This is a genomic window from Serratia sp. Res13-Sevr-LER1-36-b (assembly GCF_015673035.1).
Lineage (GTDB): Bacteria > Pseudomonadota > Gammaproteobacteria > Enterobacterales > Enterobacteriaceae > Chania > Chania fonticola_C.
In genome coordinates this window covers 100,976-127,285 of the sequence record NZ_JADACK010000011.1, presented here as the reverse complement: position 1 = coordinate 127,285, position 26,310 = coordinate 100,976, and the positions used below count along the sequence as shown (strand labels likewise).

The following is a 26,310-nucleotide window of genomic DNA, read 5'->3' as shown; positions in this document are numbered from 1 at the left end:
ATGCGAACTGGCGGGGCAAAGGCCCCGCACTGTGTGCTTACAGCGGGCTGAGGGTGATCTCAACGCGACGGTTTTGTGCCTTGCCTGCGGTGGTGCTGTTGGAGGCAATCGGGTTATCCGGGCCGGCACCGATTGAACGGATGCGGTTGGCGGCGACCCCTTGGGTGATCAGCGCGCTGGCCACACCGTCAGCACGTTGTTGGGACAGCGTCATATTATGCGCGCGAGCCCCGGTGCTGTCGGTGTAACCCACCACGTTGACGGCGGTTTTTTCATACTCTTTCAGCACCATCGCTACGCCGGTCAGGGTGTTGGCTCCTGCCGGTTTCAGCGTGCTGCTGTCGGTATCGAAGGTCACGTTGTTTGGCATATTCAGCACGATATTATCGCCCTGACGGGTAACGCTAACGCCGGTGCCTTTCATTTTGTCGCGCAGTTTGGCTTCCTGCACGTCCATGTAGTATCCGGCTCCACCGCCCAATGCGGCACCGGCTGCGGCGCCGATCAGCGCGCCTTTACCACGGTCTTTTTTCGATGAAGAGATCATGCCGATACCGGCACCCAGGGCTGCGCCAACGCCAGCGCCAATACCGGACTTGCCGGCTTCTGACTCCCCGGTGTAAGGGTTGGTGGTACAAGCCGATAGCGTCATGGCAACGGCTACTGCACCAGCAATTATCGCAATGCGTTTTTTCATTGTTAGTTCCTTTAAAAGCAGGGATATCTGCGTGCGCTACTCCAAACTGGAGGCGCTAAATCATCGGCATTCAGCCGCGAGCCCCAAAACGGGCCGCGCAACTATGACGTACCTTTTGGCCAGCAGTTCCGATAAAAATCGTGACAAATTATAAACCTGTAAGCCAGGCAGGAAGGTAGCCGCCAAATCGCCGCTTGGGAACCAGAACAAACTGAATTAATGCAGGAAGGGTTGATCTTTAGGACAAAGGGGCGAAGAGTTTCGCCCCGATGAGATGCGGTTAAGCTAACGTTTCGCCATTGCTGGCGATCACGCGGCGATACCAGTCGAAGCTCTGTTTCTTCGAGCGGGCAAAGCTGCCGCTGCCGTCGTCGTGCTTATCCACGTAGATAAAACCGTAGCGCTTACTGTATTGCCCGGTGGTGAAGGACACGCAGTCGATACAGCCCCAGGGGGTAAAGCCCATCAGCTCAACGCCGTCGTCGATCACCGCTTTTTTCATCTGCTCGATGTGCGAGCGGAGATAGGCGATGCGGTAATCGTCGTGGATCTTGCCATCGGCCTCGGGCTTATCCAGCGCACCGAAGCCGTTCTCGACGATAAACAGCGGCTTCTGGTAGCGTTCATAGAGGATGTTGAGCGTATAGCGCAGCCCCACCGGATCGATCTGCCAGCCCCAGTCGGACGCTTTCACATAGGGGTTCGGCACGCTGCCTTCAAAACCGGCCAGCGCCGTGCCCGTGCCGATGGAGTCCGCCTGTACCGCGTTACTCATGTAGTAGCTCAGGCCGATATAGTCTGCACAACCTTCACGCAGGATCTGCTCATCTTCCGGCTGCATCTGGATGTGGTAACCCTTGCGCTCCCATTCGTGCAGAATGTAGGACGGGTAATAGCCGCGCATATGCACATCGCCAAACAGGAAGCGTTCACGCATCGCCTCTTGCGCATACATCACATCATCCGGATTACAGGAGAACGGATACAGCGGTACCATGGCGATCATGCAGCCAATCTGCAATGCCGGGTTGATGGCATGCCCCAGTTTGACCACCTGTGCGCTGGCGACAAACTGATGGTGCAGCACCTGGTACATGCACTCTTCCGGGTTCGGTTCCTGGGTGAAAATCACCCCTGAACAGCAGTAGCCGAACAGCGGGGTCTTCCAGTTGCGCTGGTTGTTGATCTCGTTGAAGGTCATCCAGTACTTCACTTTGTGCTGGTAACGGGAGATGACCACTTCGCTAAAGCGCACAAAGAAATCGACCACCTTGCGATTCTTCCAGCCGCCATACTCTTTCACCAGATGCCATGGCATCTCGAAATGGGAAAGGGTGATCACCGGCTCAATGCCGTATTTCAGCAACTCGTCAAACAGGTTGTCGTAGAACTGTAATCCTTCCTCGTTCGGCTCCAGCTCATCCCCCAGCGGGAAGATGCGCGACCAGGCAATAGAGGTGCGGAAGCACTTGAAGCCCATTTCGGCAAACAGCGCGATATCGCCTTTATAACGGTGATAGAAGTCCACCGCGTCGTGGTTGGCGTAGAGGTAACCAGGTTCAATGCCGTCGGTGATCACGCGATCGACGCCGTGGGCACCGCTGGACAGTACATCGACGATGCTTGGACCTTTACCGCCCTGATCCCAGCCGCCTTCAACCTGGTGCGCCGCTACCGCGCCGCCCCACAGGAAATCATCCGGTAACTGTTTTTTCATAACGTTGGTTCTCTTGGTAGATGAATTTAGGCCATTTCAGGCTTGTTGAGCGGTGCCGTTGGCGCAGGCTGTTCCTCTTTGAAGCCGACGATATAGGTTAGTACGGCACCAAGCACAAACGCCACGCAGATGGACAGCAGGAAGCCAAGGAACTGTGGCATATGGCCTTCTTTAAAGAACACCGGCAGCACGGCAATCCCCGGTAGGCAATAACTCCATGACACTGCGTTGAAGGCTCCGGCAATGGAACCCCCGACCGCGCCGGCGACACAGCCGCAAATCATGGGGCGTTTCAGACGCAACGCTACGCCGTAGATGGCGGGTTCCGTGATGCCAAACAGCGCGGTCATGCCTGCAGACAGCGAAACGCGCTTCATCTCCGGGTCTTTGGATTTCAAATAGACGCCCAGCACGGCACCCGCCATGGCAAACACCGGCGAGGCCTGCAGGCCGGTAAAGGTGTCATAGCCCAGCGTGGCATAGTTTCCCACGGTGACCGGCGTGATCCCCCAGTGTACGCCCAGCGTTACCAACGGCATCCACAGTGCGCCTACCACCGCTCCGGCAATGGAAGGGCTGAGGTGATACAGCGTGTTATAGACGCCGCCGATGGCCCCGCCAATCATGTTACCGATCGGGCCAAAGGCCAGCAGCGTCAGCGGCACCATGATCGCGATACAGAACATCGGCGTGAACAGGTTGCGGATCACCAGCGGCAGGATGCGTTCAAAGAAACGCTGTACATAAGACATGATCCAGACCATCAGGATGATCGGGATCACCGAGGCGGTGTAGCTGAGATACTGCACCGGCATGCCCAGGAAGGTGAGGGGATCGGCGTTAATCGGGATACCGGCCACCTCGGCCAGCACCCTGGCAATCTGTGGGTTATTGACGGCTTCCTGCATCAAGGCCTGCATGGCCGGATCGGCAGAGTTCACCAACAGAATTTTATTGGCGGTGAGCATGTTCATATAGTCTGGAGAGACCAGCGCACAGGCCGCGATCACTGCGGTGAAAGGATTGACGTTGAATTTTTTCGCGGCGGTGAAGGCCACCATCACCGGCAGGAAGGTGAAGCCGGTCCAGGAAACGAAGTTCAGAATACGATAGGTGCCACTGGCCGGATCCATCCAGCCTAAGGCAGCAAACAGCGAGATGAGCCCCTGCAATACCCCGCAGGCTGCCAGCGGATACAGGAAGGGGGCGAAGATGCTGGAGATAATGTCCATCAGGCGGCTGACGATGCCGACGTTCGGCGCGCTGACCGCCACGTTCTCATCCATATTGACCAGCTTGAGCACTTCCCGATAGGCATCGCCGACGTGGTTGCCGATCACCACCTGCAATTGGCCACTGGATTCGATAACGGTAATAACGCCTTTGACCCGTTTCAGCGTGTCTTTATCGGCCTGACTACTGTCTTTTAAAATAAATCGCAAACGTGTGGCACAATGTGTGACATTAATCACATTATTATCGCCGCCAATCAGGCGTACGATCTCTTTTGCCGAGTCAGCATAATTAATTGCCATCAACGTAACTCCATCTGTGGTGTACAGAAATATCGGGCTTTATTGTCGCTCTAAGGTGATTTCTAAATGGATAGTAACAAACAGCAAGGGAATGTCACGATATAACAAAATGGCGAAATAGTGATTTGTCACATGCAAAAAACAGGGTGTTATTTAGCGTGATTTAGCTAATAAAATTAATGGCCAAGACTTTTTGCCAGCTTTTTCCCTATCGCTTCCAATATATACATCACAGGTACTTGGGTAGTGATATCATATTCGCTGGCAATGCGGATTTGCGGCATGTGGTAAGAGAGATTAAAGTCCGCCATGCGCGCCAGTGAAGAGGTTTCACTATTGGTAATGCTGACGATCTTACAGTTATGCAGGCTAAATTGGCTGGCCAGTTTAAGAATTTCCGGCGTTTCTCCAGAAACCGATAAAATAATGGCTACCGCATTTTTATACATATCGCTGCTGATGGGATAATAAGGGTCATCGATATAATTACTGAATTTACCAACGTTAGAGAAAAAGCGAGCGCCGTACTTACCTAACGTGCCGGATGTTCCTGCTCCGACAAAGATGATCCGTTCCGCATTGGCAATGTGTGCTGCCGCATCGGTAATTAACTGCTCAAACTCTTCATTGTTAATACTTTTGAAGAAGCTGACAATTTCACTGACGCCGGAGGTTAGCAGCAGCTTGTCTTCCTGTTCCAGATAGAGTTTAAAGCGAATGCGGAATTCCGAATAGCCGCTGAAATTCATTTTCTTACAAAAGCGTAATACCGTGGTGGTGGAGACCTTGGCACCCTCCGCCAGCTCGCGAATGGTCATATACATAACCTTGTCCTTATTTTTGATGACGTAGTTGTACACCATCAATTCAAGACCGTTGAGCTTGGATAAGGCGATATGGGTAAACATGCTGGATCTCGTTGACAAGGTTGGCTGCCAAAGTACCAGAAGCGGGCAGGGATGACAAAGCCCGCCCGCGGCTTCTTCAGGGATGGCGCAGTTCCGCGGTGGCCCAGTTCATGATCAGCGTATGGGCCTGGGTCTCCTGATTGAACTGGCGTTGTACTTCACTGAACCCAAGCTTGCGGTAAAAGGCGCAGGCCCGCAGATTCTGCTCGTATACCTCCAGGCTTAGCCAGCCGTGCTGTTGCTGTACTTGCTCCATCAGCGCGGCTCCGACGCCTTGGCCGTGGAAGCGCTCATCGACAAACAGCGCGCCCACAAAGCGTTCATCCAGCACGCTGATAAAACCGGCGATCTGCTGGTGGTGCAGATAAACCCAGGTTTTGGCACGCGGCAGATAGCTTTCACGCACCAACTGGGCAGTTTGCTGCCAATAATCGGCCGCGATAAACGGATGGGCCTGGGTGGTGCTTGCCAGCCACAGCGTCATCAGCGGCTCGATATCGGCCGGAACGGCGGTACGGATCATGCCTGGCGCTGCTTTGGGTGGCAGAAGCACCCGGTAAGATGATCGTTCACCAGGCCGCTGGCCTGCATAAAGGCATAGCAGGTGGTTGAGCCGATAAACTTAAAGCCGCGCTTTTTCAGCGCCTTGGACAGGGCATCGGACTGGTCGGTTTTGGCGGGGACTTCGCCAAGCGCCTGCCAGTGATTGAGCAGCGGCTTGCCGGTGACGAACTGCCAGATAAAGGTGACAAAATCTTCTCCGGCGGCCTCCATCGCCAGATAGGCCTTGGCATTATTGATAATGGCCTCGATCTTGCCGCGGTGGCGGATAATGCCGCTGTCTTGCATCAGCGTTGCCACGTCTTGTTCGGTCATGGCTGCAATGCGCTGCGGATCGAAATTGTGGAAGGCACGGCGGTAGTTTTCACGCTTTTTCAGCACGGTGATCCAGGAAAGACCCGCCTGCTGGCCTTCCAGGCACAGCATTTCGAACAGCTCGCGTGCGTCGGTGGTGGGTACGCCCCATTCCTGGTCATGATACTCAAGATATAGCGGATCGGCGGTAACCCAACCGCAACGTTCGTTGGCCATACGAGGATTCCTTATGCTGTAATTATTTACAGGTAATCATCGCCGTAAGCCGCCCGCTTGGCAACCCTTTGCACGATTTATCGTCAGTTAACTTGACGTTATGTGAATCCCCGCAATATTTACTACACGGCTATGGCGATAACTGCCAACGATAAGAACAGGATTTCCTCTATCTATGACTAGGAGTCTATTTATGCCTCTGAAAAGACAGGGCAAGCACACTCCAACGGTGCTTGCCGTGGCGTTAGCTTTTTGCCTCAGTGCTACGGCACAGGCTTACGATCAACTTTACGTGTTTGGTGACAGCCTGAGTGATACCGGCAATAACGGCCGCTTCACTTATGACAGTAACCAACATCAGCTATATGACGAAATACTGGGCCAGCGTATCGGTGCTGCGCTGGTGGCGTCCGATAACGGTGGCTACAACTATGCTGCCGGTGGTGGTGTGGCCGTACCGGCGCTAAACCCTGCGGACAACACCGAGGATCAGCTACAAAGCTACCTTGCGCGGGTTAACGGCAGGGCCGACGGCGACGGTCTGTATATTCACTGGGTTGGTGGCAACGATCTGGCCGCCGCGGCGATGAATGTGCCGACCGCACCGGAGGTGGCTTTCACTAGCGCCTTGGCTGCGGCGACGCAGGTGCACGCTTTACTGAACGCCGGTGCCGGGACGGTAATAGTGCCAACGGTACCGAATATCGGCTCAACCCCGCAACTGATGGAACTGATTATCCAGCAGGCGCTGGGGCCAGTGCAGGGTGCGGCTATACTGGCGGCGTATGGCAAGCTTAATACTCTCGCTACGCCGGATAACGCTTCGCGCCAGCAGGCGATCCATCAGGCTTTAGGTGCCGCTGCACAGCAGGCCAGCAGCAATCCTCTGGTGCAGCAGGCCATTGCTGCCCAATTGAGCGCGGCTTTTGACAGTTTCAGCGCCCAGGCGGCCCAGCTTACCGATTTTTATAACCAGAGCGAAGATCGCCTGCTGGCTCAGGGCGGCGGTAATATCGTGCGCGTTGATGTCAACAAACTGTTCAGCGAGGCGATCGCCAACCCGGGCCAGTTTGGTTTTACCAACACTGCCGGTATGGCCTGCCCAGCGGGAGTGTCTTCGGCGGTATGCAGTTCGTCCATGCCAGGTTTTAACAGCGAGCAGGCTTATCTGTTTGCCGACCATTTCCACCCCAGCCCGCAGGCTCATCAACTGATCGCCGATTATATTCAGGCGGTATTGGATGGCCCGGCGCAGGCGGTGGCTCTCAACCAGGCAACCGCCGCTTTCGCGCGTGATAGCCGTGCTACCTTGGACAGCCGTCTTCAGCAGTTACGCACCAGCAGCAATCCTCAGGGGTCGTTGGGCGTGTTCGGCGGCTATGCCGGGCAACGTTACGATTATTCTGCCAATACAGTTGCCGGGGATGGCGACGCCACCACGCATAACCTAACGCTGGGCGTGGATTACCAACTGACGGATGAGTGGCTGATAGGTGCGCTAATCTCGGGTTCCAACGACAATCAGCAACCTTCCAGCCGTTACGATTATAAGGCGCGCGGAGTGCTGCTTTCGGCCTTCAGCTCCGTGACGCTATTTGAGCAAGGTTGGGTTAATGCCGATTTGCACTATGCCAGCGTGAATTACGACGACATTAACCGCAGTATGCAGTTGGGTTCGCTAACCCGAACAGAAACCGGCGATACCGATGGTAAGCAGTGGGGCGCACGCGTTACGGCGGAGTATGACTTCCCGATCGCTTCGTACCTCACCACCGGGCCGATGGCCCAGTTTGCCTGGGATTACAGCAACGTCTCCGGTTATAGCGAGAATGGCGACGACAGTACGGCCATGCGTTTCAACGATCAGACCTATCATTCGCAGATCGGCGCTGTAGGATGGCGATTGGATAGCCAGCTCGGGATAGTGAATCCGTATGCGGAGGTGAGCTATCAGCACCAGTTTGGTGATGGCGTTTACCGGGCAGGCGGTGGATTGAAATCGACCCAGACCTCATTCACCCGCGACAGCGCCAGCCAGGATAAAAACTGGATGGATATCACCTTGGGGGCGAATATGCCGTTGAGCGATCGGGTGGCGGCGTTTGCGACAGTTTCGCAAACCAGCGGCTTGAGCAGCGGTGAGCAATTTATGTACAACGTGGGGGTCAGCGCGCGTTTTTGAAGAATGGCTTTAAACTTGATTGCCCGGTGCCAGACGGTTTGGTGCCGGGAAGAATAGGAAGGAGCTGTGCTTACCATTATTATGGGACAGTGCCTGATCTCAGGGGCTGTCAGCTCTGTTTGCCATCGCCTTGCCCAAGCCCTTCACCGAAAAAGTACAGTGTCTGACTGTACTTTAGTATAACTATCATTTGCTCCTAAAAGACTTTATCGTTACGCCATAAGAACAAAAGATTTAAATAAAAAAAACTGATCCCGTTTAAAGGATCAGGAGCCAATTCGGCCAACACCAGGGAAATTTTGTTGTCATTATTATAAATAACAGGTTGTCTGTCAATTGTTCTCTCGCTCGCTAATCAACGAGTGGGAGGCTTTTGCGTGCCTTAAATATATAAAAAACGTATCAATTTCAGCCCCTATCATTAGTTTTTTAGCTTTAACCCGGTATCGACAATCAGAAAGTCAGTTATTATCAGATATGACGTAGTGTTTTTTGCTGAATGTTAACATTTTTGGCAAAAAAACACCCAATTTAAAACACTTCAGCAACTAAACGTTTATCACGCAAACTGTCGCAAACTCGTTATTAACGCAGCGAAAAAATCAGGTTTTGATGTCTTGGGGTGAGTGTGGTTAAAAAAGCACAGTGATTTCATTAAATATATCAAGCATTAAAATCTTCACGGTGTTATTGCTTAAAGGCTCACGGAATTTTTTTACTTACTATTAGTTTTCTGTTTTTTTTATGATAAAATATTACTTCTATGCTGTGCTCTGAAATTTGTAACGGGAATTTCAATAAGGAGACTTTGCGTGCCGAGTTTATTCTTTAATAATGAATTTATTAACTCAGTCATAAAGAGCTATTTGGAAGTGAACTTACAAGAGTATAACAGCATAAAGTACGCTTATGCGATCATGAGCAAAATAAATCCTGCCGACTTCGCCATTATTTCCAACAAAACAGAATGGTTTGAGTTTTATACCGCAAATAACTACCAGTTCATCGATCCGGTATTGATTGCCACATCCCGCCGAGTGACCCCTTTCTTCTGGGATGAAAGTATTACGATCAGCTCCGGGGCAAAATACCCCAATATTTTTGATATGGCCAAGAACTATAATGTCATCAATGGCTATACGTTTGTGTTGCACGATCACAACAATAATCTGGTGGTGCTGTCTCTTATTATGGATGATTCCTGTGACGAAAATATAGAAGAGATTCTCAAAGAGAACCAACATAAACTGCAAATGCTGTTGATCACCGTGCATGATAAATTAATCGCACTTTATCACGAACTGAATAACACCAGCGATTATGACCAAATCAACCAAAAAGAGCTGCTCTCCAAGCGCGAGAATGAGGTGATTTACTGGGCAAGCATGGGAAAATCCTATCAGGAAATTGCGCTGATTTTGGGGATCAAGCTCACCACAGTAAAATATCATATCGGCAACGTGGTCAAAAAATTAGGCGTTACCAATGCCAAACATGCCATCAGGCTTGGCGTTGAACTGAAGCTCATCAGGCCGGTGTTTTCCGATCGGGAATGAGAGTGATCAAGAGCTCAACGTTGCCTTCCGGCTTGAACGTGTCGATGATCATTGTCGGGTGGTGTTGCGGTATTACACACCGTTGCTTAAGCCAACCCTAAATTGGGGCCTATCGCCTGGCTCAACCCCGTTCAGGCAACAGCTATCAACCCGATCCCTTCCTAACTGGCCGCGAAGCGCGCTTTTTTCACGAAGATTGACACTTGCTGCGGGATTCTGGCTGTATATCTTACGGTCAACGGGTATACTGACCCATTCTGTTAAATCCACTTGTATCGCGTGCGAAATCAACATGCAAAAGTTTGATACCAAGACCTTTCAGGGTCTGATCCTGACACTACAGGACTATTGGGCGCGCCAGGGCTGCACCATCGTGCAACCGCTGGACATGGAAGTTGGCGCGGGGACATCCCACCCGATGACCTGCCTGCGTGCACTGGGCCCGGAGCCAATGGCCACCGCCTATGTGCAACCTTCACGCCGCCCAACCGACGGCCGTTACGGGGAAAACCCGAACCGCCTGCAGCATTACTACCAATTCCAGGTGGTGATTAAGCCATCGCCAGAAAACATTCAGGAACTCTACCTGGGTTCCTTGAAGGAACTGGGTCTGGATCCGACCATCCACGATATCCGCTTTGTGGAAGACAACTGGGAAAACCCGACGCTCGGCGCCTGGGGTCTGGGTTGGGAAGTGTGGTTAAACGGCATGGAAGTCACGCAGTTTACCTATTTCCAGCAGGTTGGCGGTATGGAGTGCAAACCGGTCACCGGCGAGATCACCTACGGTCTGGAACGCTTGGCGATGTACATCCAGGGCGTGGACAGCGTCTACGATCTGGTGTGGAGCAACGGCCCGTTGGGCGTTACCACCTACGGCGACGTGTTCCATCAGAACGAAGTGGAGCAGTCCACCTATAACTTCGAATACGCCGATGTCGATTTCCTGTTCTCCTGCTTCGAGCAGTATGAGAAGGAAGCGCAAACGCTGCTGGCATTGGAGAAACCGCTGCCACTGCCGGCTTATGAACGTATCCTCAAGGCTGCTCATACCTTCAACCTGTTGGATGCACGCAAGGCGATCTCGGTTACCGAGCGTCAGCGCTATATTCTGCGTATTCGCACGCTGACCAAAGCCGTTGCCGAGGCCTACTACGCTTCCCGCGAAGCGCTGGGCTTCCCAATGTGTAACAAGAAGTAGAGGCAGCTATGACACAACAGACTTTCCTGGTGGAAATCGGCACGGAAGAGCTGCCGCCGAAGGCTCTTCGCTCACTGGCAGAAGCCTTTGCTGCCAACTTTTCCGCTGAACTGGACAACGCTGGCCTGGAACATGGCGAAGTGAAGTGGTTTGCCGCTCCGCGCCGCCTGGCGTTGAAAGTGACGGATCTGAGTGCTGCGCAGGCCGATCGTGAAGTTGAAAAACGCGGTCCAGCCATTGCCCAGGCGTTCGATGCCGAAGGCAAACCGAGCAAAGCGGCCGAAGGTTGGGCGCGTGGCTGCGGTATTACCGTCGATCAGGCCGAGCGCCTGGTGACCGATAAAGGCGAATGGCTGCTGTATCGCGCCCATGTGCCAGGCCAATCTGCCCAGCAACTGCTGGCCGGTATGGTGAGCACCGCGCTGTCCAAGCTGCCAATCCCGAAACTGATGCGCTGGGGCGATAAAGAAACCCAGTTCGTCCGCCCTGTGCATACCGTGACCATGCTGCTGGGGGCAGAACTGATCCCTGGCACCGTGCTGGGTATCGACTCAGCACGCACTATTCGCGGCCACCGCTTTATGGGTGAAGCCGAGTTCAGCATCGATAACGCCGATCAATACCCGCAGATCCTGTTGGAGCGCGGCAAAGTGGTGGCGGATTATCAAACCCGTAAAGCGTTGATCAAGCGCGATGCCGAGCTGGCTGCACAACAGATTGGCGGTAAAGCCGATCTGAGCGAGAGCCTGCTGGAAGAGGTTACCTCGTTGGTCGAATGGCCAGTGGTGCTGACCGCCAAGTTCGAAGAGAAATTCCTGGCGGTGCCTGCGGAAGCGCTGGTGTACACCATGAAGGGCGATCAGAAGTATTTCCCGGTGTATGACGCCGCGGGCAAACTGCTGCCAAACTTTATCTTCGTCGCCAATATCGAGTCGAAAGATCCGCAGCAAATCATCTCCGGTAACGAGAAGGTGGTGCGCCCACGTCTGGCTGATGCCGAATTCTTCTTCAATACCGATCGCAAGCAACGCCTGGAAGACAATCTGCCGCGTCTGGAAACCGTGCTGTTCCAACAGCAACTGGGCACCCTGCGCGCCAAGACCGACCGTATCCAGGCCATGGCAGGCTGGATCGCCGGCCAGATCGGGGCTGACGTCAACCACGCTACGCGTGCCGGGCTACTGTCTAAGTGCGATCTGATGACCAACATGGTGTTCGAATTCACCGACACCCAAGGCGTCATGGGCATGCACTATGCGCGCCACGACGGTGAAGCTGAAGACGTGGCAGTGGCGTTGAACGAACAGTACCAGCCACGCTTTGCCGGTGATGAACTGCCGCAATCGTTGGTGGCCTGCTCGTTGGCGATTGCCGACAAGATGGACACCCTGGCCGGGATCTTCGGCATCGGGCAACATCCAAAAGGTGATAAAGACCCGTTCGCACTGCGCCGTGCTGCGCTGGGCGTGCTGCGTATTATCGTTGAGAAAAACCTGCCGCTGGATCTGCAAACCCTGACCGAAGAAGCTGTCCGCCTGTATGGTGACAAGCTGACCAACGCCAAGGTGGTGGACGAGGTTGTCGACTTTATGCTGGGCCGTTTCCGCGCCTGGTATCAGGAAGAAGGCCATGCGGTGGATACCATCCAGGCCGTATTGGCACGTCGTCCAACCAAGCCAGCCGACTTCGATGCGCGGGTAAAAGCGGTGACGCATTTCCGTACGCTGGAAGCAGCAGCGGCATTGGCGGCGGCCAACAAGCGCGTTTCCAATATCCTGGCCAAATCCAACGATACGCTGCTGGACCAGGTCCACGCTTCGGTATTGAAAGAACCGGCCGAGCTGAAGTTGGCAACCCACTTGGTGGTGCTGCGCGATAAGCTGCAACCGTTCTTTGCGGAAGGCCGCTACCAGGAAGCGCTGGTAGAACTGGCCGCACTGCGTGAAACCGTGGATGCGTTTTTCGACAGCGTGATGGTGATGGCAGAAGATGAAGCGGTGCGCGTGAACCGCCTGACGTTGCTGAGCAAGCTTCGTGAGCTGTTCCTGCAGGTCGCGGATATCTCCGTGCTGCAATAATGGTGTAAAGCCCAAGAAAAAGCGCCTGCGGGCGCTTTTTCATCTCTGATGGCGGCAGCGAAACGATAGGTTATTCTGAGTACCTCGCATAATCACATTTCGTATCGCTGGCAGTTGATCTATTCTTTAGACGCACGGAGGGCGGCAGACGGCATGGAATCTGATAAAAGACACGTTTATAACAGGAGTTATGTCACATGGCTGTAGGGATCCAGAGCAGAAGTTTCGCGCGTTGGCTGGCACCGGTGTTGGCATTGTTGGTGGTTATGCAACTGACCGCCTGCGGCGATAAAGAGCCGGAGCAACGCAAGGCATTCGTTGATTACTTACAGAATACGGTCATGCGCAGTGGCGTACATATCCCGACGTTGAGCGAAGATCAGAAACAGAAATTCGGTGCTTATACCGGCGATTATGCCATTCTGGTGGGTTTTTCCCAGCAGTTGACGAAGTCGGTGGACGCCAGCCTGACCCCGGCGCTGGAGCAGGTTAATCAGATCCGTACCGCGCAGGACTATATGAGCAAGCGCGATAGTCTGCAACAGTCGATCGGCGCGTTAAACCTGCTAGGCCAGCAGATCCAGACTGCCAAGGCACAGGCGGATACCGCTCGTGCGGCGCTGAAACAGCCGGACGATCTGAAAACGGTATACAACCAGGCGTATGACAAGATTGTTACCGCACCGGCCAATGCGCTGATGCCAGCGATCCCAACCACCGCCGGTTTTGTCCAGGACCTGGTACAGGTAGGTGATTTCCTGCAGGCTCAGGGCAATCAGGTCAGCTTCAACAACGGCGGCGTACAGTTCCGCACCCAGCAGCAGGCGACGCAGTACAACACCATGATGTCCAATCTGGTGGCCAAACAGCAGGACTTGCTGAACGCACAGAAAACCGTGCAGGCGGTAATGCAGTAACCTTCGTTCTAAACAATGTATGTGGGCCAGCGTTTGGTACCACATACATTATTCCGCTTTTTTCCAACTCCTTGCCCCTCCCTCCCCCACGTATTTTCTGTACTACACTTCACTTATTCATCACATCTCTTAATGTAGTTTTCTTTCATCCACGCCATGGTTATTTCCCGACGGTGTGGATGCCCACAGGGAAGATGTCATTTCAGGCCACGGCACGGTGGTCGGATGTAAAATAAATTGTGATGTTTGTCACATTTCAAAAACAAACAGCAGGGGTGTAAATGTGACTAATGTCACGTTTTTGTCGCATTTCGCCGGTATATCTTCGCGTTGTATTTTTTTTACACCGGATAAGTGTGATGAACATCACTAAATACACCGGGGTATGGGGGCAATGTTAGTGATGGTGATCACAAAAATTCCGTGAAGTTCGCGTAGTAAAAAGAGCGTGGTAGAGTCCGTTTCGCAAACAGCATCAACAGGGCTAGAACGTTACAACAATTATCGCGCGCTCTTATTGTCAGCGCGTAACAATAGGGGTGTGTTTATGTTTTCACCAGACATCAAGGTTAAAGTGCAAAACTTTGGCCGTTTCCTGAGTAACATGGTGATGCCCAACATTGGCGCATTCATCGCCTGGGGTATCATCACTGCGCTATTCATTCCTACCGGCTGGCTGCCAAACGAGACGTTAGCCAAGCTGGTTGGGCCAATGATCACCTACCTGCTGCCACTGCTGATCGGTTATACCGGCGGTAAACTGGTGGGCGGCGAGCGTGGCGGTGTGGTCGGTGCCATCACCACCATGGGCGTGATCGTCGGTGCAGACATGCCGATGTTCCTCGGTGCCATGATTGTTGGGCCGCTGGGTGGTTGGGCAATCAAGCATTTTGACCGTTGGGTCGACGGTAAGATCAAGAGCGGCTTCGAGATGTTGGTCAACAACTTCTCCGCTGGCATCATCGGTATGCTGTTGGCAATCCTGGCCTTTATGGGTATCGGGCCATTGGTTGAAGCGCTGTCCAAAGTGTTGGCGGCTGGCGTGCATATCATGGTGGTCAACAACCTGCTGCCATTGACCTCGATCTTCGTTGAACCGGCGAAAATCCTGTTCCTGAACAACGCCATCAACCACGGTATCTTCTCACCGCTGGGCATCCAGCAGGCGACGGAAACCGGTAAATCAATCTTCTTCCTGATCGAAGCCAACCCAGGCCCAGGTTTGGGCGTGCTGATGGCCTATATGTTCTTTGGCCGTGGTAGTGCCAAGCAGTCTGCTGGCGGTGCGGCGATCATCCACTTCCTGGGTGGTATCCACGAAATCTACTTCCCATACGTGCTGATGAATCCACGCCTGATCCTGGCGGTTATTCTGGGCGGTATGACCGGCGTATTCACCCTGACTCTGCTGAACGGCGGCCTGGTATCTCCTGCTTCCCCTGGTTCTATCCTGGCGGTGCTGGCGATGACGCCAAAAGGCGCCTACTTCGCCAACCTGGCGGCGGTATTTGCGGCGTTCCTGGTCTCCTTTGTGGTCTCATCTTTCCTGTTGAAAACCTCGAAAGTGAAAGAGGAAGACGATCTGGAAGAGGCGACCCGCCGTATCCAGGACATGAAAGCCCAGTCTAAAGGTGGTGCCGCGGTAAACGCAGCGGTAGACGGCGATCTGAGCACCGTGCGTAAAATCATCGTAGCTTGCGATGCGGGTATGGGCTCCAGCGCCATGGGTGCCGGCGTGCTGCGCAAGAAAGTGGCGGACGCGGGGCTGAAGAATATCTCCGTAACCAATAGCGCGATCAACAGCCTGCCGGAAGATGTGGATCTGGTAATCACTCACCGCGATCTGACCGAGCGTGCGATGCGCCATGCGCCGCAGGCCCAGCACATCTCGCTGACCAACTTCCTGGATAGCCATCTGTACAGTGATTTGACCGCCCGTCTGGTGGCCGCTAACAAGACCAGCGAAACCGAGCAGAAGGTTATCTCCACCCTGGATGACAGCTTTGACGCCAGCGAACAGAACCTGTTCAAACTGGGTGAAAGCAACGTGTTCCTCGGCTTGCAGGCCATTGATAAAGAGCAGGCCATTCGCTTTGCCGGTGAGCAACTGGTGAAGGGCGGCTATGTCGAGCCAGAATATGTTCCGGCCATGTTGGAACGTGAAAAGCTGACCTCTACCTATCTGGGCGAATCCATTGCCGTGCCGCATGGCACCATCGAAGCCAAAGACCGCGTGCTGCGCACCGGCGTAGTGTTCTGCCAGTATCCGCAGGGCGTACGTTTCGGTGACGAAGAGGATGAAGTTGCACGCCTGGTTATCGGTATCGCGGCGCGTAACAACGAGCATATCCAGGTGATCACCAGCCTGACCAATGCGTTGGATGATGAAACCGTCATCGAGCGGCTGGCGAATACCACCAGCGTCCAGGAAGTGTTGGATTTGCTGGGCGGCAAGAAGGCCTGATAACAGAATTATTTTAAAGGGTGCAGCTTGCTGCACCTTTCTACATTTAAGAAAGGGTGGAATATGAAAGCATTACACTTCGGAGCCGGTAATATTGGCCGTGGCTTTATTGGCAAACTGCTTGCCGACGCGCACGCCGAACTGACTTTTGCTGACGTTAACCAGACGGTGCTGGACGCGTTGAACCAACGCAAAAGCTACCAGGTACATGTGGTGGGCGAGCAGGCGCGCGTTGAAGAGGTGAATAACGTCAGTGCCGTTAACAGCGGTAGCGAAGAGGCGGTGGCCCTGATTGCCCAGGCCGATATCGTCACGACCGCCGTTGGTCCGCAGATCCTCGCCAGAATTGCCGGGACTATCGCCAAAGGCCTGACCCTGCGCCATCAGCAAGGCAATACTCAGCCGCTGAATATCATCGCCTGTGAAAACATGGTGCGTGGCACCAGCCAGCTCAAGCAGCACGTGTTCGACGCACTGCCACAGGATGAACAGGCCTGGGTTGAGCAGCATATCGGCTTTGTCGATTCTGCCGTAGACCGTATCGTGCCGCCTGCAGAGGCGGGCAGCAACGATCCGCTGGAAGTGACGGTAGAAACCTTCAGCGAGTGGATCGTCGATCAGACCCAATTCAAGGGCCAACCGCCAGCCATCGCCGGCATGGAACTGACCGACAACCTGATGGCGTTTGTTGAGCGTAAGCTGTTTACCCTCAATACCGGCCATGCGATCACCGCCTACCTGGGCCAGCGCGCCAAGCTGTTGACCATTCGTGATGCGATCCTCGATCCGGTCATCCGCCAGGTGGTCAAAGGGGCGATGCAAGAGAGCGGTGCGGTGCTGATCAAGCGCTACGGTTTTGACGCCGACAAGCATGCCGCCTATATCAACAAAATCCTGTCCCGCTTCGAAAACCCGTATCTGCACGATGACGTAGAGCGTGTAGGCCGTCAGCCGCTGCGCAAACTGAGCGCGGGCGATCGCCTGATCAAGCCGTTATTGGGCACGTTGGAATACGGCTTGCCGCACGCCAACCTGATCAAGGGAATTGCCGCCGCCATGAGCTACCGCAGCGAGCAGGACCCACAGGCACAAGAACTGGTAGACTTGCTGACAAAACTGGGTCCAAAAGCCGCGCTGGCGCAAATTTCCGGTTTACCGGCCGACAGCAAGGTTGTGGAAGAGGCGGTTGCTGTGTATAACGCCTTGCAGTAAACGCTGTGATATCAAACCAGTGTAAGCAAACTCATTCCCTTTCCCCACGGATAAGGGGTAGGGTGAGGGGGCAAGGCGTCTTTGCCCCCCATTCGGGCTCACTCCCTGCGGTTAACGGGGAGCGCCCGAGTGACCACACCACCCACGCGATTCGAAAAGCGAAGATGATCGAGACACAGGCATTCGAAAACAAGGTTCTGGAAAAGCTGAACGCTGGCAAGACGGTGCGCAGTTTTCTGATTGCAGCGGTCGAGCTGTTGGCAGAAGCGCTTAACGTCCTGGTGGTGCAGGTTTTCCGTAAAGATGACTATGCGGTGAAATATGCCGTCGAACCTCTGTTGTCCGGTGCCGGGCCGCTTGGTGAACTTTCGGTTCGTCTGAAGCTGATGTACGGGCTGGGGGTGATTTCCCGCCACGAATACGAAGATGCCGAACTGCTGATGGCGATGCGTGAAGAGCTGAACCACGACGGTTCGGAATATCGCTTTATTGATGATGAGATACTCGGCCCCTTCGGTGAGCTCCACTGCGTCAGCGCTTTGCCGCCGGTTCCCACTTTTCTACAGCCCGGCGAGGCGGATGAATCGTTGATCGCCATGCAACACCAGCGTTACCAGCAGATGGTACGCTCCACCATGGTGCTGTCGATTACCGAGCTGCTGGCGGAAATCGGCGCCAAACAGCCCTCCCGGCTCTCCCCGCTCGGTGCTCAAAAGCCTTAAGCCATCAGCGTCCGCCATTCGTCAAACAGCAGCCATAACGCGGTTGCTGCCATTAAGCTCGCCATCACGCCGTTAAATAACCGCAGTTTCCAGGTCACACGCAGAGCGTGGCGTAGCCGATCGCCCATCAACGCCCAAATCAAGATGCAGGGGATATTCACCGCGGTGAAGCCTGCAATGGTTAAAAGCGTTTGATGTAGCGACGCTCCCTCATGAGGCGTGAACAGGATTGCCACGTTGATAGCCATCAGCCAGGCTTTCGGGTTGACCGCCTGGAACAAGGCTCCGCCAATAAAGTGCATTGGCCGCGTCTGCTGTTTTGCATCCGGTGAGGCCGCCTTATACAGTTTCCACGATAGCCACAGCAGGTACGCACAGCCCATTACCGCCAGCGGAAAGCGGATGGTATCGGCCCAGTTAAGGATCAGCGCCAGCAATAGCGTGGTGAGGGCTAACTGTGTTGCACAGCCCAGGCTGATACCAAACACCATCGGCAGGGTACGCCGCAGGCCGAAATTGACGCCGGACGAGGCGAGCAGCAGGTTATTGGGGCCAGGAGTAATCGACATCACGGTCACGTAACTGATAAAAGCAGAGTCCAGCATAAGGTTTTTCCATACATGATTGGGGGTGATCATCAGCATAAGGGCTATGGGGTGATGGTGACAGAGCCAGAAATAAGCTATTGTCATGGTTACAGTTACGCTGATTTCTAACTGTACCCATTGCCTGGAGAGAAATTGTGACCCTGCTCGACGAGATCCCGGAAACCCGCTACCTGCAACTGGCGGAGACATTGTCGGCCGCTATCCACCGTGGCACTTTACCGCCCGGTAGCCGCCTGCCTTCGGTGCGCCGCTGCGCACAGAGCCACAGCGTCAGCATCAATACCGTGGTGGCAGCCTATCGCCAGTTGGAAGACCGGGGGCTGATCGAGGCACGGCCACAGTCTGGCTTTTACGTGCGGGCGACCTTGCCTGCGTTGAAAACGGCGTCGGCACCCAGCAACCGGGTAGAGCAACCGGCGGATGATGTGCTGGCCCTGATCGATACGGTTTTCGCCGCCCAGCAGAACCCGGCCTTCACCAATTTGTCGCTCGCCTGCCCGCAAACCGTGGATTTTTATCCCGGTGGCAAGCTGGGGCGGATGTTGTCATCGCAGTTACGCCGCCAGCCTAATCTGATTGGCCAATACGCTTTGCCGCCGGGCAGCCTGCGGTTGCGCCAACAGATCGCCCGGCGCTCGATGACGTTGGGCATGTTGCTGGAGCCGAGTGACATCACGCTGACGCACGGTTGCATGGAAGCCTTGCAGCTGGCGCTCAGGGTGACCACCAAGCCGGGCGACTGCGTGGGGTTGGAGTCGCCTACCTATTTTTACCTGTTGCCGCTGCTCGCCAGCCTGGGGTTGAAAGCGCTGGAAATCCCCACCGACCCGCAGCATGGCCTGTCGCTGGATGCGCTGGAGTTGCTGCTGCAGGAGAAACGGCTGAATGCGGTCATCGCCATGCCGACGATACAGAATCCGCTGGGCTGCACCATGCCGCTGGCGTCGAAAAAACGGTTGGCACGCTTGATGAACGATCATCAAGTGCCGCTGATCGAAGATGGGCTGTATGCCGAGCTGCAATTTGGCAGCGCGCTCAGCCCGGCGGTGAAGGCGTTCGATAGCGACGGCTGGGTGCTGTTTTGCTCCAGCTTCACTAAAACGCTGGCACCGGATTTCCGCATCGGCTGGGTGGTCGGAGGGCGGTTCAGTGATGCGCTGCGCAAGCTGAAGGCGGTGTCTTCGATGTCGGAGTCGCACTTGTTGTCAGAGACGCTGGCTATGTTCCTGGAGGCGGGGGGATACGATCATCATCTGCGCAATTTGCGCAAACGCTATGCGGCGCAGGTGGAAGAGGCCAGGGCGCTGATTGCCCGCCATTTCCCGTGCGGGACAAGAGCTACCCAGCCTGCCGGTGGGTTTGTGTTCTGGGTGGAGTTCCCACCAGGGGTGGACACGGTGGTGCTGTTCCATCAGTTGCTGGATGAGCAGATCTGTCTGACGCCCGGAACGCTATATTCTCCAAGCGGGCGTTATCATAACGGCCTGCGCCTCTCCTGCTGCTATCCATTTAACGCCCGTTATACCCAGGCGCTGGCGCGGGTGGGGGCAAAAGCCTGTGAGATGAGCGGCCTGCCTGCGGGAATTGCGCAAGGTGAGGAGTAACCTGCCGTGCATTTTGCTACACTAGCGGAATATTTTTTACGCCATAGAACAAAACAGGCCAGAGACGATGAAAGAGAAAGAAAAAGCCGAGATTAAGCGCCTGAGCGATTTGCTGGACGCACTGAACCACAAAGACACCGTGGTGATCCAGCAGGGTAACACCGACCTGATTGCGCAACATCTCAAAGAAAAAGAGAAGCTGAAGACCGAGATCGAGCGCCTGAAAAACGTGCGCGTGGAAAAACTGAGTGCGGAAGCGCAGAAGTTGAGCCAACTGCCGTTCAGCCGTGAGATCACCAAGAAAGAGCAGGCGGATATGGGCACGCTGAAGAAAAGCGCCCGTGGCCTGATCGTGGTGCACCCAATGACCGCACTTGGCCGCGAGATGGGCCTGAAAGTGGTTACCGGCTACGCCAAAAAAGCGTTCTGATAACCAGCCCCGGAGAACATCGTCTTAGCCTGACGATGTTCTCCGGGTTGCTTTATCCGGCTTTAGTCGTAAAGAACGCGCAGGTGTGGTAAGGCACCGTGAGCGTTTCCTTCCCCCGCAGCTCCTCTTCCTCTGCCACCAGTTGGCGGATTTGTTCGATCACCTGTTCCTGCTGTTGTTGCGGCAACGCGGCGATAAAGCTGGTGGATCGCACACGGTTATAAATCACATCCTCCGGCGCTCCGCTATGCCCCAGCATAAACACCTGTTCCTGCAGCTGGACAAAACCCGGGTAAGGAAACAGCCTGCGCCATTCACCGGTATAAAAACGCGGCGCATCTCCTTCGTGGCGATCGACTATCTGATTGAGTTTGCGTACCCAGCCAACCCGCGCATCGCGCATATTCCACACCAGGCCAAGTTTGCCGCCGGGTTTCAGCACGCGCTGAATTTCCGCCAGCGCCTGACGTGTGGCAAACCAGTGAAAGGACTGCGCGCACACCACGGCATCCACAGACTCATCCGGCAGCGGGAGTGATTCGGCGGTACCTGCCAGCGTTTTCACCTGAGGGAATGCCGCCGCCAGCTTTTCCAGCATCTGCGCCACCGGTTCAACGGCGATGACGTTGGCACCGGTCTCCAGTAGACGCGGAGTGAACTTGCCGGTGCCTGCACCCAGATCTATGACGGTCTTACCGGGCTGTAGCTCGAGTACCTCACGCAGCCAAACGGCGATTTCCGCCGGATAATCCGGGCGGCCTAAAACGTAGCGATCCGCATTGGCCTGATAGCCAGCCGCAGCCGCGTGATGAATGGAATGAGGTGATGTAGCCATAACGCAGCTCCCTAATCCAGATCGATAGATGTCTTCTGCCTGGTGCCGATTAACGGCCAAGCAGACGGCGGTTGAGGTCTTCGATTTTGCCGCTGGTGATGCGCGTCAGCATGGTTTTGCTCCAACTGGCCGACAGCCCCGCAACCGACAGTAGACGACGGTATTGCTCTTCATCGAACGGCATGTGCCAGGCAATGCTGATGGCTTCTGCGACGGAAACATCACTATTGCGGGTTACCAGCTCAAGCGGCTGATCACCACTGACCATCCCAGTTGATACCACGCGATACAGCCAGCCGCAGCGGCCGGTTTGCTGCATAAGTACCGAAATATCGTCGATAGCGAAATGGTAATTGAGTTTGAAACACGGAGAGCGCGGTTGGGTCACCTGGATCAGCGCTTCGCCCCAGCGGAAAATATCCCCCATAAACACGTTATGCTCGGTCAGGCCGAGGGTCGAAATATTCTCACCAAAGGCTGGCGCGCAGAACTGTTCTGCCTGAGCGGGGAACTGTTCACGCCAGTGGTCGTAATGCTCGCGCGGGTAGTGGCAAAGGGCGCGGTCAGGCCCGCCGTGGTAGCTTTTTTCTGCCTGCTCATCGCCTGCCAGACCCAAGGGGGTAAGCTTCAGCGTACCCTCCACCAGGCGTTTGGCGATAGCGCTGGGGCGGCCACCTTCATAGGGTTGAATCGAACCGAGATAGACGTCTGGGTGGTGCATGCTAGCCTCCATTCACGCTCGTTAATGCCGTCTAGCATAGCCTGAGTCGAGGGGGAGGAACAGAATAACCCGCCCGGAGATCACCGGGCGGGCGGAGGGGTTAGAAGGTCGTCCAGTTGTCTTCGGCGCTGGCGCTCGGTTTGGCCATTGATGGCGATTTGAGCTGGGCAGTTTTGGTTTCCACTGGCGCAGCCTTATCTGCCAGGCGGAATACCGAGACGCTTTGCAGTAGCATTTCGGCCTGTTCTTCCAGCGAATCGGCGGCAGCAGCAGACTCTTCCACTAGTGCGGCGTTTTGCTGAGTGGTGTGATCCATTTCCACGATGGCCTGGCCAATCTGCGCGATGCCCCTGGTCTGTTCATCGGAGGCGGCGGCTATTTCAGCCATGATATCGCGCACGTGGGTGACCGAGCGGACGATTTGTTCCATGGTGTTGCCGGTGTCTTCCACCAGTGCGGTACCGCTCTGTACCCGGTTGACCGACTCGGTGATCAACCCTTCGATTTCTTTCGCCGCCTGGGCGCTGCGCTGGGCCAGATTGCGGACTTCGCTGGCAACAACCGAGAAACCGCGCCCTTGCTCGCCTGCCCGGGCTGCCTCTACGGCGGCGTTCAGGGCCAGGATGTTGGTCTGGAAGGCAATGCCGTTGATCAGGGTAGTAATTTCGGCGATCCGCTGCGAACTGTTAGAAATATCCCGCATGGTGCTGACGACGTTGTTGACCAGTTTGCCGCCCTGCTGTGCGGTTTGCGAGGCATCGGTCGCCAGCTGGTTAGCGTGATGGGCGTTGTCGGCATTCTGCTTCACCGTAGCGGTGAGCTGTTCCATGCTGGCGGCGGTTTCTTCCACCGCGGCGGCCTGCTGTTCGGTACGTGAAGAGAGATCGGTATTGCCCGCAGCGATTTCCCCGGCGGCGGTGGAGACCTGGCTGACCCCCATCTGGATTTTCTCAATCATATCGCGCAGATTCTGGCTCATGGCGGCGACGGCGTTAAGCAACTGGCCCAGTTCATCACGGCGAGTGCTGGTTTGCGCCTGGCGTAGATCACCCTTGGCAATGCGTTCTGCCAGTTCCAGGGTGCTGTTGAGTGGGCGAGTGATCTGCAATGTGATACGCCATGACACCAGTAGGCCAGCAAGGATGGCGATCGCCGTGGTGATCCCCATCTGCCACTGTGCGGTATTGATATTATTGTGCGTCTGCGTCAGCTCATCCTTCATGAAATTGTTAACCAGCGTACCGATCTCGTCAGCGTAGCCACCGAGCTGTTTACTGATCTTGATCTCATTCTCAACGGCGGGCAGGTAGGCCGCGATGTGGCCTTTATACTCGTCAAGCACGGTCAACAGAGGTTGGAGCAACGGGCGCTGTGACTCGTTCAGGCGTTGGCTGAGCGTGTTGGCGGCGCTACGGGCGTCGTCGATAGCGCTGAGTAATGGGATTTCGGAGTCGCGATTGGGTTGCAGCACCAGGCCACGGGCATAGTAGCGGATCTGGGTCAGCTTCTGGTTCAACTGGATAAACGCCAGTTGCAGATCGGCAGCACCCAGTTGGCGTTCAACTTGGCTCAGGCTGTCCTGAACTTCGGACATGTTCCAGCTGGCTCGTACCGCGTCTTTATCCACCACGGCTTTGGCAAACATTTTCTGTTGTTGCTCATAGTTACCCAGCAACACCACCAAAAGCTCCAGATCCTTGCGGCTTTGCGCATCCCAATTCAGGTTTTGCGCGTGGCTGGCCAACTGCAACGCGTTCTCGATATGTTTGCGGTTACGTTCAAGGTAGTCGGTATTGTAATTTTGGCTAAACATGGCTCGGGTGTATTTAGCCTGACTGATTTCGCCCGTTAACTGATAGCTGAAATCGATGCGGTCGCTGCGTGATTCGATAAGATTGAGGTAGGTTATCCCGGTGCCAGCGATAACGATCGCCAGTATCAACATCAGAGAGAATCCGAGTCCGAGCTTTTTACCTACGGTGAGATGAACGATTTTTCCTGCCAAAGCTTTCAATGCCGCCATGATTTATCCCTCTTTAGGCGTTGGTCAATTGAACAAAGCATCGGCAAGGGGCGGTTAAACTTTAGCGGACAACGGGCAAAAAAATGCCCGCATCAGCGGGCATCATCGGAGATAAGCCAAATTATTTCTTGGCTTCGGCGAAGCGTTTGGCCGCTTCGTCCCAGTTCACCACGTTCCAGAATGCCTTGATGTAGTCAGGGCGACGGTTCTGGAATTTCAGGTAGTAAGCGTGTTCCCACACGTCCAGGCCAACGATTGGCAAGCCTGAAGCGCCGGAGACGGCTTCGCCCATCAGCGGGCTGTCCTGGTTAGCGGTAGATACCACGGCCAGTTTGTCGCCTTTCAGCACCAGCCAAGCCCAGCCAGAACCGAAACGGGTGGCGGCGGCTTTCTCGAACTCTTCCTGGAATTTCTCTACGCTGCCGAAATCGCGCTCGATAGCGGCTTTCAGATCGCCACCCAGCGTGGTGCCGGTTTTCAGGCCTTTCCAGAACAGGCTGTGGTTAGCGTGGCCGCCTGCGTTGTTGCGCATAAAGGTGCGCTTGTCTGCAGGGACTTTATCCAGATCCTGGATCAGCTCTTCTACGCTCAGCGAAGCCAGCTCAGGGTAAGCTTCCAGCACGGTGTTGGCGTTGTTGACATAGGTCTGGTGGTGTTTGGTGTGATGGATTTCCATCGTCTGCTTGTCGAAATGCGGTTCTAGTGCGTCGTAAGCGTAAGGTAGGGATGGCAGTGAATAACTCATGATCATCATCTCCAGTAGTGTAGGGCGGCGCAAAATGTGAGCACCGCGTAAGCAGTATGATGCATTATAATTAATTAAATGATATTGAAAATGATTATCAATGCCCTACAGACTGTGTGGTTTAGGGATTAATCGGTAATACGCTGCGGGTGAGTAAACACCGTTGCCCGGCCTGGCTTGCTAAAGCCAACCAATGTCAGGTTGCTGCGCTCGGCGATTTCCACCGCCAGCGAGGTGGCGGCAGACACCACGAACAGGATCTCGGCGCCGCACATGGCGGATTTTTGCACCATCTCATAGCTGGCCCGGCTGGAAACCAGGATCGCCCCTTGCTGCCAGCCCTGTTTGGCGCGTATGCCGATCATTTTGTCCAGTGCCACATGGCGGCCAACGTCTTCGCAGCCGCCCAGTAGTTCACCCTGCGGTGAGATCCAACCTGCGGCGTGGGTACACCCCGTCAACTGGCCGACGTTCTGCACCTGGCGCAACTGGCTGAGGGCGCGATCGAGATTGGCCAGCGAGAAGGTCTGGGTAAAGGGCAGTGGTGTGACCGGCCGGAAGATATCCGCCAACTGTTCAATGCCACAAACGCCGCACCCTGTGCGGCCAGCCATCGCCCGGCGGCGCTCCTTCAGCCCGGCAAAGCGGCGGCTGGAAAGCTCGATTTGTACTTCCATGCCGTTGCAGGTGGGATTAACCTCTATACTGAAGATATCCCGTGGTGAGTCGATAATCCCTTCCGAGAGGGAAAAACCGAGGGCGAACGCCTCAAGATCCTTTGGCGTACACATCATCACCACGTGAGAAATACCGTTATACACCAGCGCGACCGGCACCTCTTCGGCGAGCCAATCTTGCTCTGTGGTGGTCAGTTGCCCGCGCTGGTACACCGGAGCCTGGATCAGGCCCGTGAGCGCGTTCACATTTGTGGGCTGCTCTTGGTTAATTTTGTTCACTTTCCTGGCACCTGTTTGTAACAACCCTACGCCTGCTATGGTATTATTGCGGCGCCGTTGCGGCCCATTTGGCCAATACCCACATAAGAATAGTGATTTTAGCGCTT

General features: G+C 54.9%; 22 protein-coding genes. 10 read left to right on the top strand and 12 right to left on the bottom strand.

The genetic code is table 11. The features are described 5' to 3' along the window. Positions 1-37: 37 nt before the first annotated feature. The 6 genes from IMQ33_RS07550 to IMQ33_RS07525 all read right to left on the bottom strand — a co-directional run bounded on the left by IMQ33_RS07550 (position 38) and on the right by IMQ33_RS07525 (position 5,949). Positions 38-697 carry an OmpA family lipoprotein gene (locus IMQ33_RS07550; protein ID WP_024527339.1) on the bottom strand — a complete coding sequence of 220 codons (660 nt, stop codon included), beginning with the start codon at positions 695-697 and terminating at the stop codon, positions 38-40. 280 nt (positions 698-977) lie between these two features. Continuing rightward, entirely contained in the window at positions 978-2,414 is a 1,437-nt protein-coding gene (locus IMQ33_RS07545) for a 6-phospho-beta-glucosidase (RefSeq protein ID WP_196061655.1), read from the bottom strand. 26 nt (positions 2,415-2,440) lie between these two features. Further along, a complete protein-coding gene (locus IMQ33_RS07540) occupies positions 2,441-3,949 on the bottom strand; it encodes a PTS transporter subunit EIIC (protein WP_024527337.1) in 1,509 nt (502 codons plus the stop codon). A 176-nt stretch (positions 3,950-4,125) separates the two neighbouring features. Beyond that, complete coding sequence (locus IMQ33_RS07535; RefSeq protein ID WP_065683432.1) at positions 4,126-4,857, bottom strand: MurR/RpiR family transcriptional regulator; 732 nt, start codon at positions 4,855-4,857, stop codon at positions 4,126-4,128. A gap of 76 nt (positions 4,858-4,933) precedes the next feature. After that, a complete protein-coding gene (locus tag IMQ33_RS07530) occupies positions 4,934-5,380 on the bottom strand; it encodes an N-acetyltransferase (RefSeq protein ID WP_024527336.1) in 447 nt (148 codons plus the stop codon). Then, positions 5,377-5,949 (bottom strand): DNA-3-methyladenine glycosylase I, encoded by a 573-nt coding sequence (locus IMQ33_RS07525; protein WP_024527335.1) that lies wholly within the window; start codon positions 5,947-5,949, stop codon positions 5,377-5,379. Before IMQ33_RS07525 ends, IMQ33_RS07530 begins: the two co-directional genes overlap by 4 nt. A 193-nt stretch (positions 5,950-6,142) precedes the next feature. On the opposite strand from IMQ33_RS07525, the gene IMQ33_RS07520 reads away from it, so the two are divergent. From IMQ33_RS07520 to IMQ33_RS07485, 8 genes are all read left to right on the top strand, one after another. After that, on the top strand, positions 6,143-8,131 hold the full coding sequence (locus tag IMQ33_RS07520; RefSeq protein ID WP_196061656.1) for an autotransporter outer membrane beta-barrel domain-containing protein: 1,989 nt from the start codon (positions 6,143-6,145) through the stop codon (positions 8,129-8,131). 812 nt (positions 8,132-8,943) lie between these two features. Further along, positions 8,944-9,687, top strand: a complete 744-nt coding sequence (locus tag IMQ33_RS07515) for a LuxR family transcriptional regulator (protein WP_065683435.1) — start codon at positions 8,944-8,946, stop codon at positions 9,685-9,687. A 292-nt stretch (positions 9,688-9,979) separates the two neighbouring features. After that, positions 9,980-10,888, top strand: coding sequence for a glycine--tRNA ligase subunit alpha (gene glyQ, locus IMQ33_RS07510; protein ID WP_024483285.1), 909 nt, complete (start codon positions 9,980-9,982; stop codon positions 10,886-10,888). An 8-nt stretch (positions 10,889-10,896) separates the two neighbouring features. Beyond that, positions 10,897-12,966, top strand: coding sequence for a glycine--tRNA ligase subunit beta (gene glyS / locus IMQ33_RS07505; protein ID WP_196061657.1), 2,070 nt, complete (start codon positions 10,897-10,899; stop codon positions 12,964-12,966). A 197-nt stretch (positions 12,967-13,163) separates the two neighbouring features. Further along, a complete protein-coding gene (locus IMQ33_RS07500) occupies positions 13,164-13,883 on the top strand; it encodes a DUF3053 domain-containing protein (protein WP_196061658.1) in 720 nt (239 codons plus the stop codon). Positions 13,884-14,430: 547 nt separating this feature from the next. Beyond that, positions 14,431-16,347, top strand: coding sequence for a PTS mannitol transporter subunit IICBA (locus IMQ33_RS07495; protein WP_065683438.1), 1,917 nt, complete (start codon positions 14,431-14,433; stop codon positions 16,345-16,347). A 63-nt stretch (positions 16,348-16,410) separates the two neighbouring features. After that, positions 16,411-17,559, top strand: coding sequence for a mannitol-1-phosphate 5-dehydrogenase (locus IMQ33_RS07490; protein WP_065683439.1), 1,149 nt, complete (start codon positions 16,411-16,413; stop codon positions 17,557-17,559). 164 nt (positions 17,560-17,723) lie between these two features. Continuing rightward, positions 17,724-18,281, top strand: a complete 558-nt coding sequence (locus IMQ33_RS07485; protein WP_024483278.1) for an MltR family transcriptional regulator — start codon at positions 17,724-17,726, stop codon at positions 18,279-18,281. On the opposite strand, the gene IMQ33_RS07480 is transcribed toward IMQ33_RS07485, so the two are convergent. Continuing rightward, positions 18,278-18,886, bottom strand: a complete 609-nt coding sequence (locus IMQ33_RS07480) for a LysE family translocator (protein ID WP_196061659.1) — start codon at positions 18,884-18,886, stop codon at positions 18,278-18,280. The two genes, IMQ33_RS07485 and IMQ33_RS07480, sit on opposite strands and share 4 nt — an antisense overlap. 137 nt (positions 18,887-19,023) lie before the next feature. On the opposite strand from IMQ33_RS07480, the gene IMQ33_RS07475 reads away from it, so the two are divergent. Both IMQ33_RS07475 and IMQ33_RS07470 read left to right on the top strand, forming a co-directional pair. Continuing rightward, positions 19,024-20,493, top strand: coding sequence for a PLP-dependent aminotransferase family protein (locus IMQ33_RS07475; RefSeq protein WP_196061660.1), 1,470 nt, complete (start codon positions 19,024-19,026; stop codon positions 20,491-20,493). A 67-nt stretch (positions 20,494-20,560) separates the two neighbouring features. Then, a complete protein-coding gene (locus tag IMQ33_RS07470) occupies positions 20,561-20,923 on the top strand; it encodes a YibL family ribosome-associated protein (protein WP_024483275.1) in 363 nt (120 codons plus the stop codon). Positions 20,924-20,975: 52 nt separating this feature from the next. Here the strand turns inward: IMQ33_RS07470 and IMQ33_RS07465 are convergent, their stop codons facing one another. From IMQ33_RS07465 to fdhD, 5 genes are all read right to left on the bottom strand, one after another. After that, positions 20,976-21,758 (bottom strand): class I SAM-dependent methyltransferase, encoded by a 783-nt coding sequence (locus IMQ33_RS07465; protein ID WP_196061661.1) that lies wholly within the window; start codon positions 21,756-21,758, stop codon positions 20,976-20,978. 49 nt (positions 21,759-21,807) lie between these two features. Further along, the gene (gene yiiM, locus IMQ33_RS07460) at positions 21,808-22,479 is read right to left on the bottom strand and encodes a 6-hydroxyaminopurine reductase (protein WP_196061662.1); all 672 of its coding nucleotides are present in this window, start codon (positions 22,477-22,479) and stop codon (positions 21,808-21,810) included. A 100-nt stretch (positions 22,480-22,579) separates the two neighbouring features. Then, entirely contained in the window at positions 22,580-24,502 is a 1,923-nt protein-coding gene (locus IMQ33_RS07455; RefSeq protein WP_196061663.1) for a methyl-accepting chemotaxis protein, read from the bottom strand. Positions 24,503-24,623: 121 nt separating this feature from the next. Continuing rightward, complete coding sequence (gene sodA / locus IMQ33_RS07450; protein ID WP_024483271.1) at positions 24,624-25,247, bottom strand: superoxide dismutase [Mn]; 624 nt, start codon at positions 25,245-25,247, stop codon at positions 24,624-24,626. Between the two features lie 128 nt (positions 25,248-25,375). After that, on the bottom strand, positions 25,376-26,203 hold the full coding sequence (gene fdhD, locus IMQ33_RS07445) for a formate dehydrogenase accessory sulfurtransferase FdhD (protein ID WP_037434388.1): 828 nt from the start codon (positions 26,201-26,203) through the stop codon (positions 25,376-25,378). Positions 26,204-26,310 lie beyond the last annotated feature (107 nt).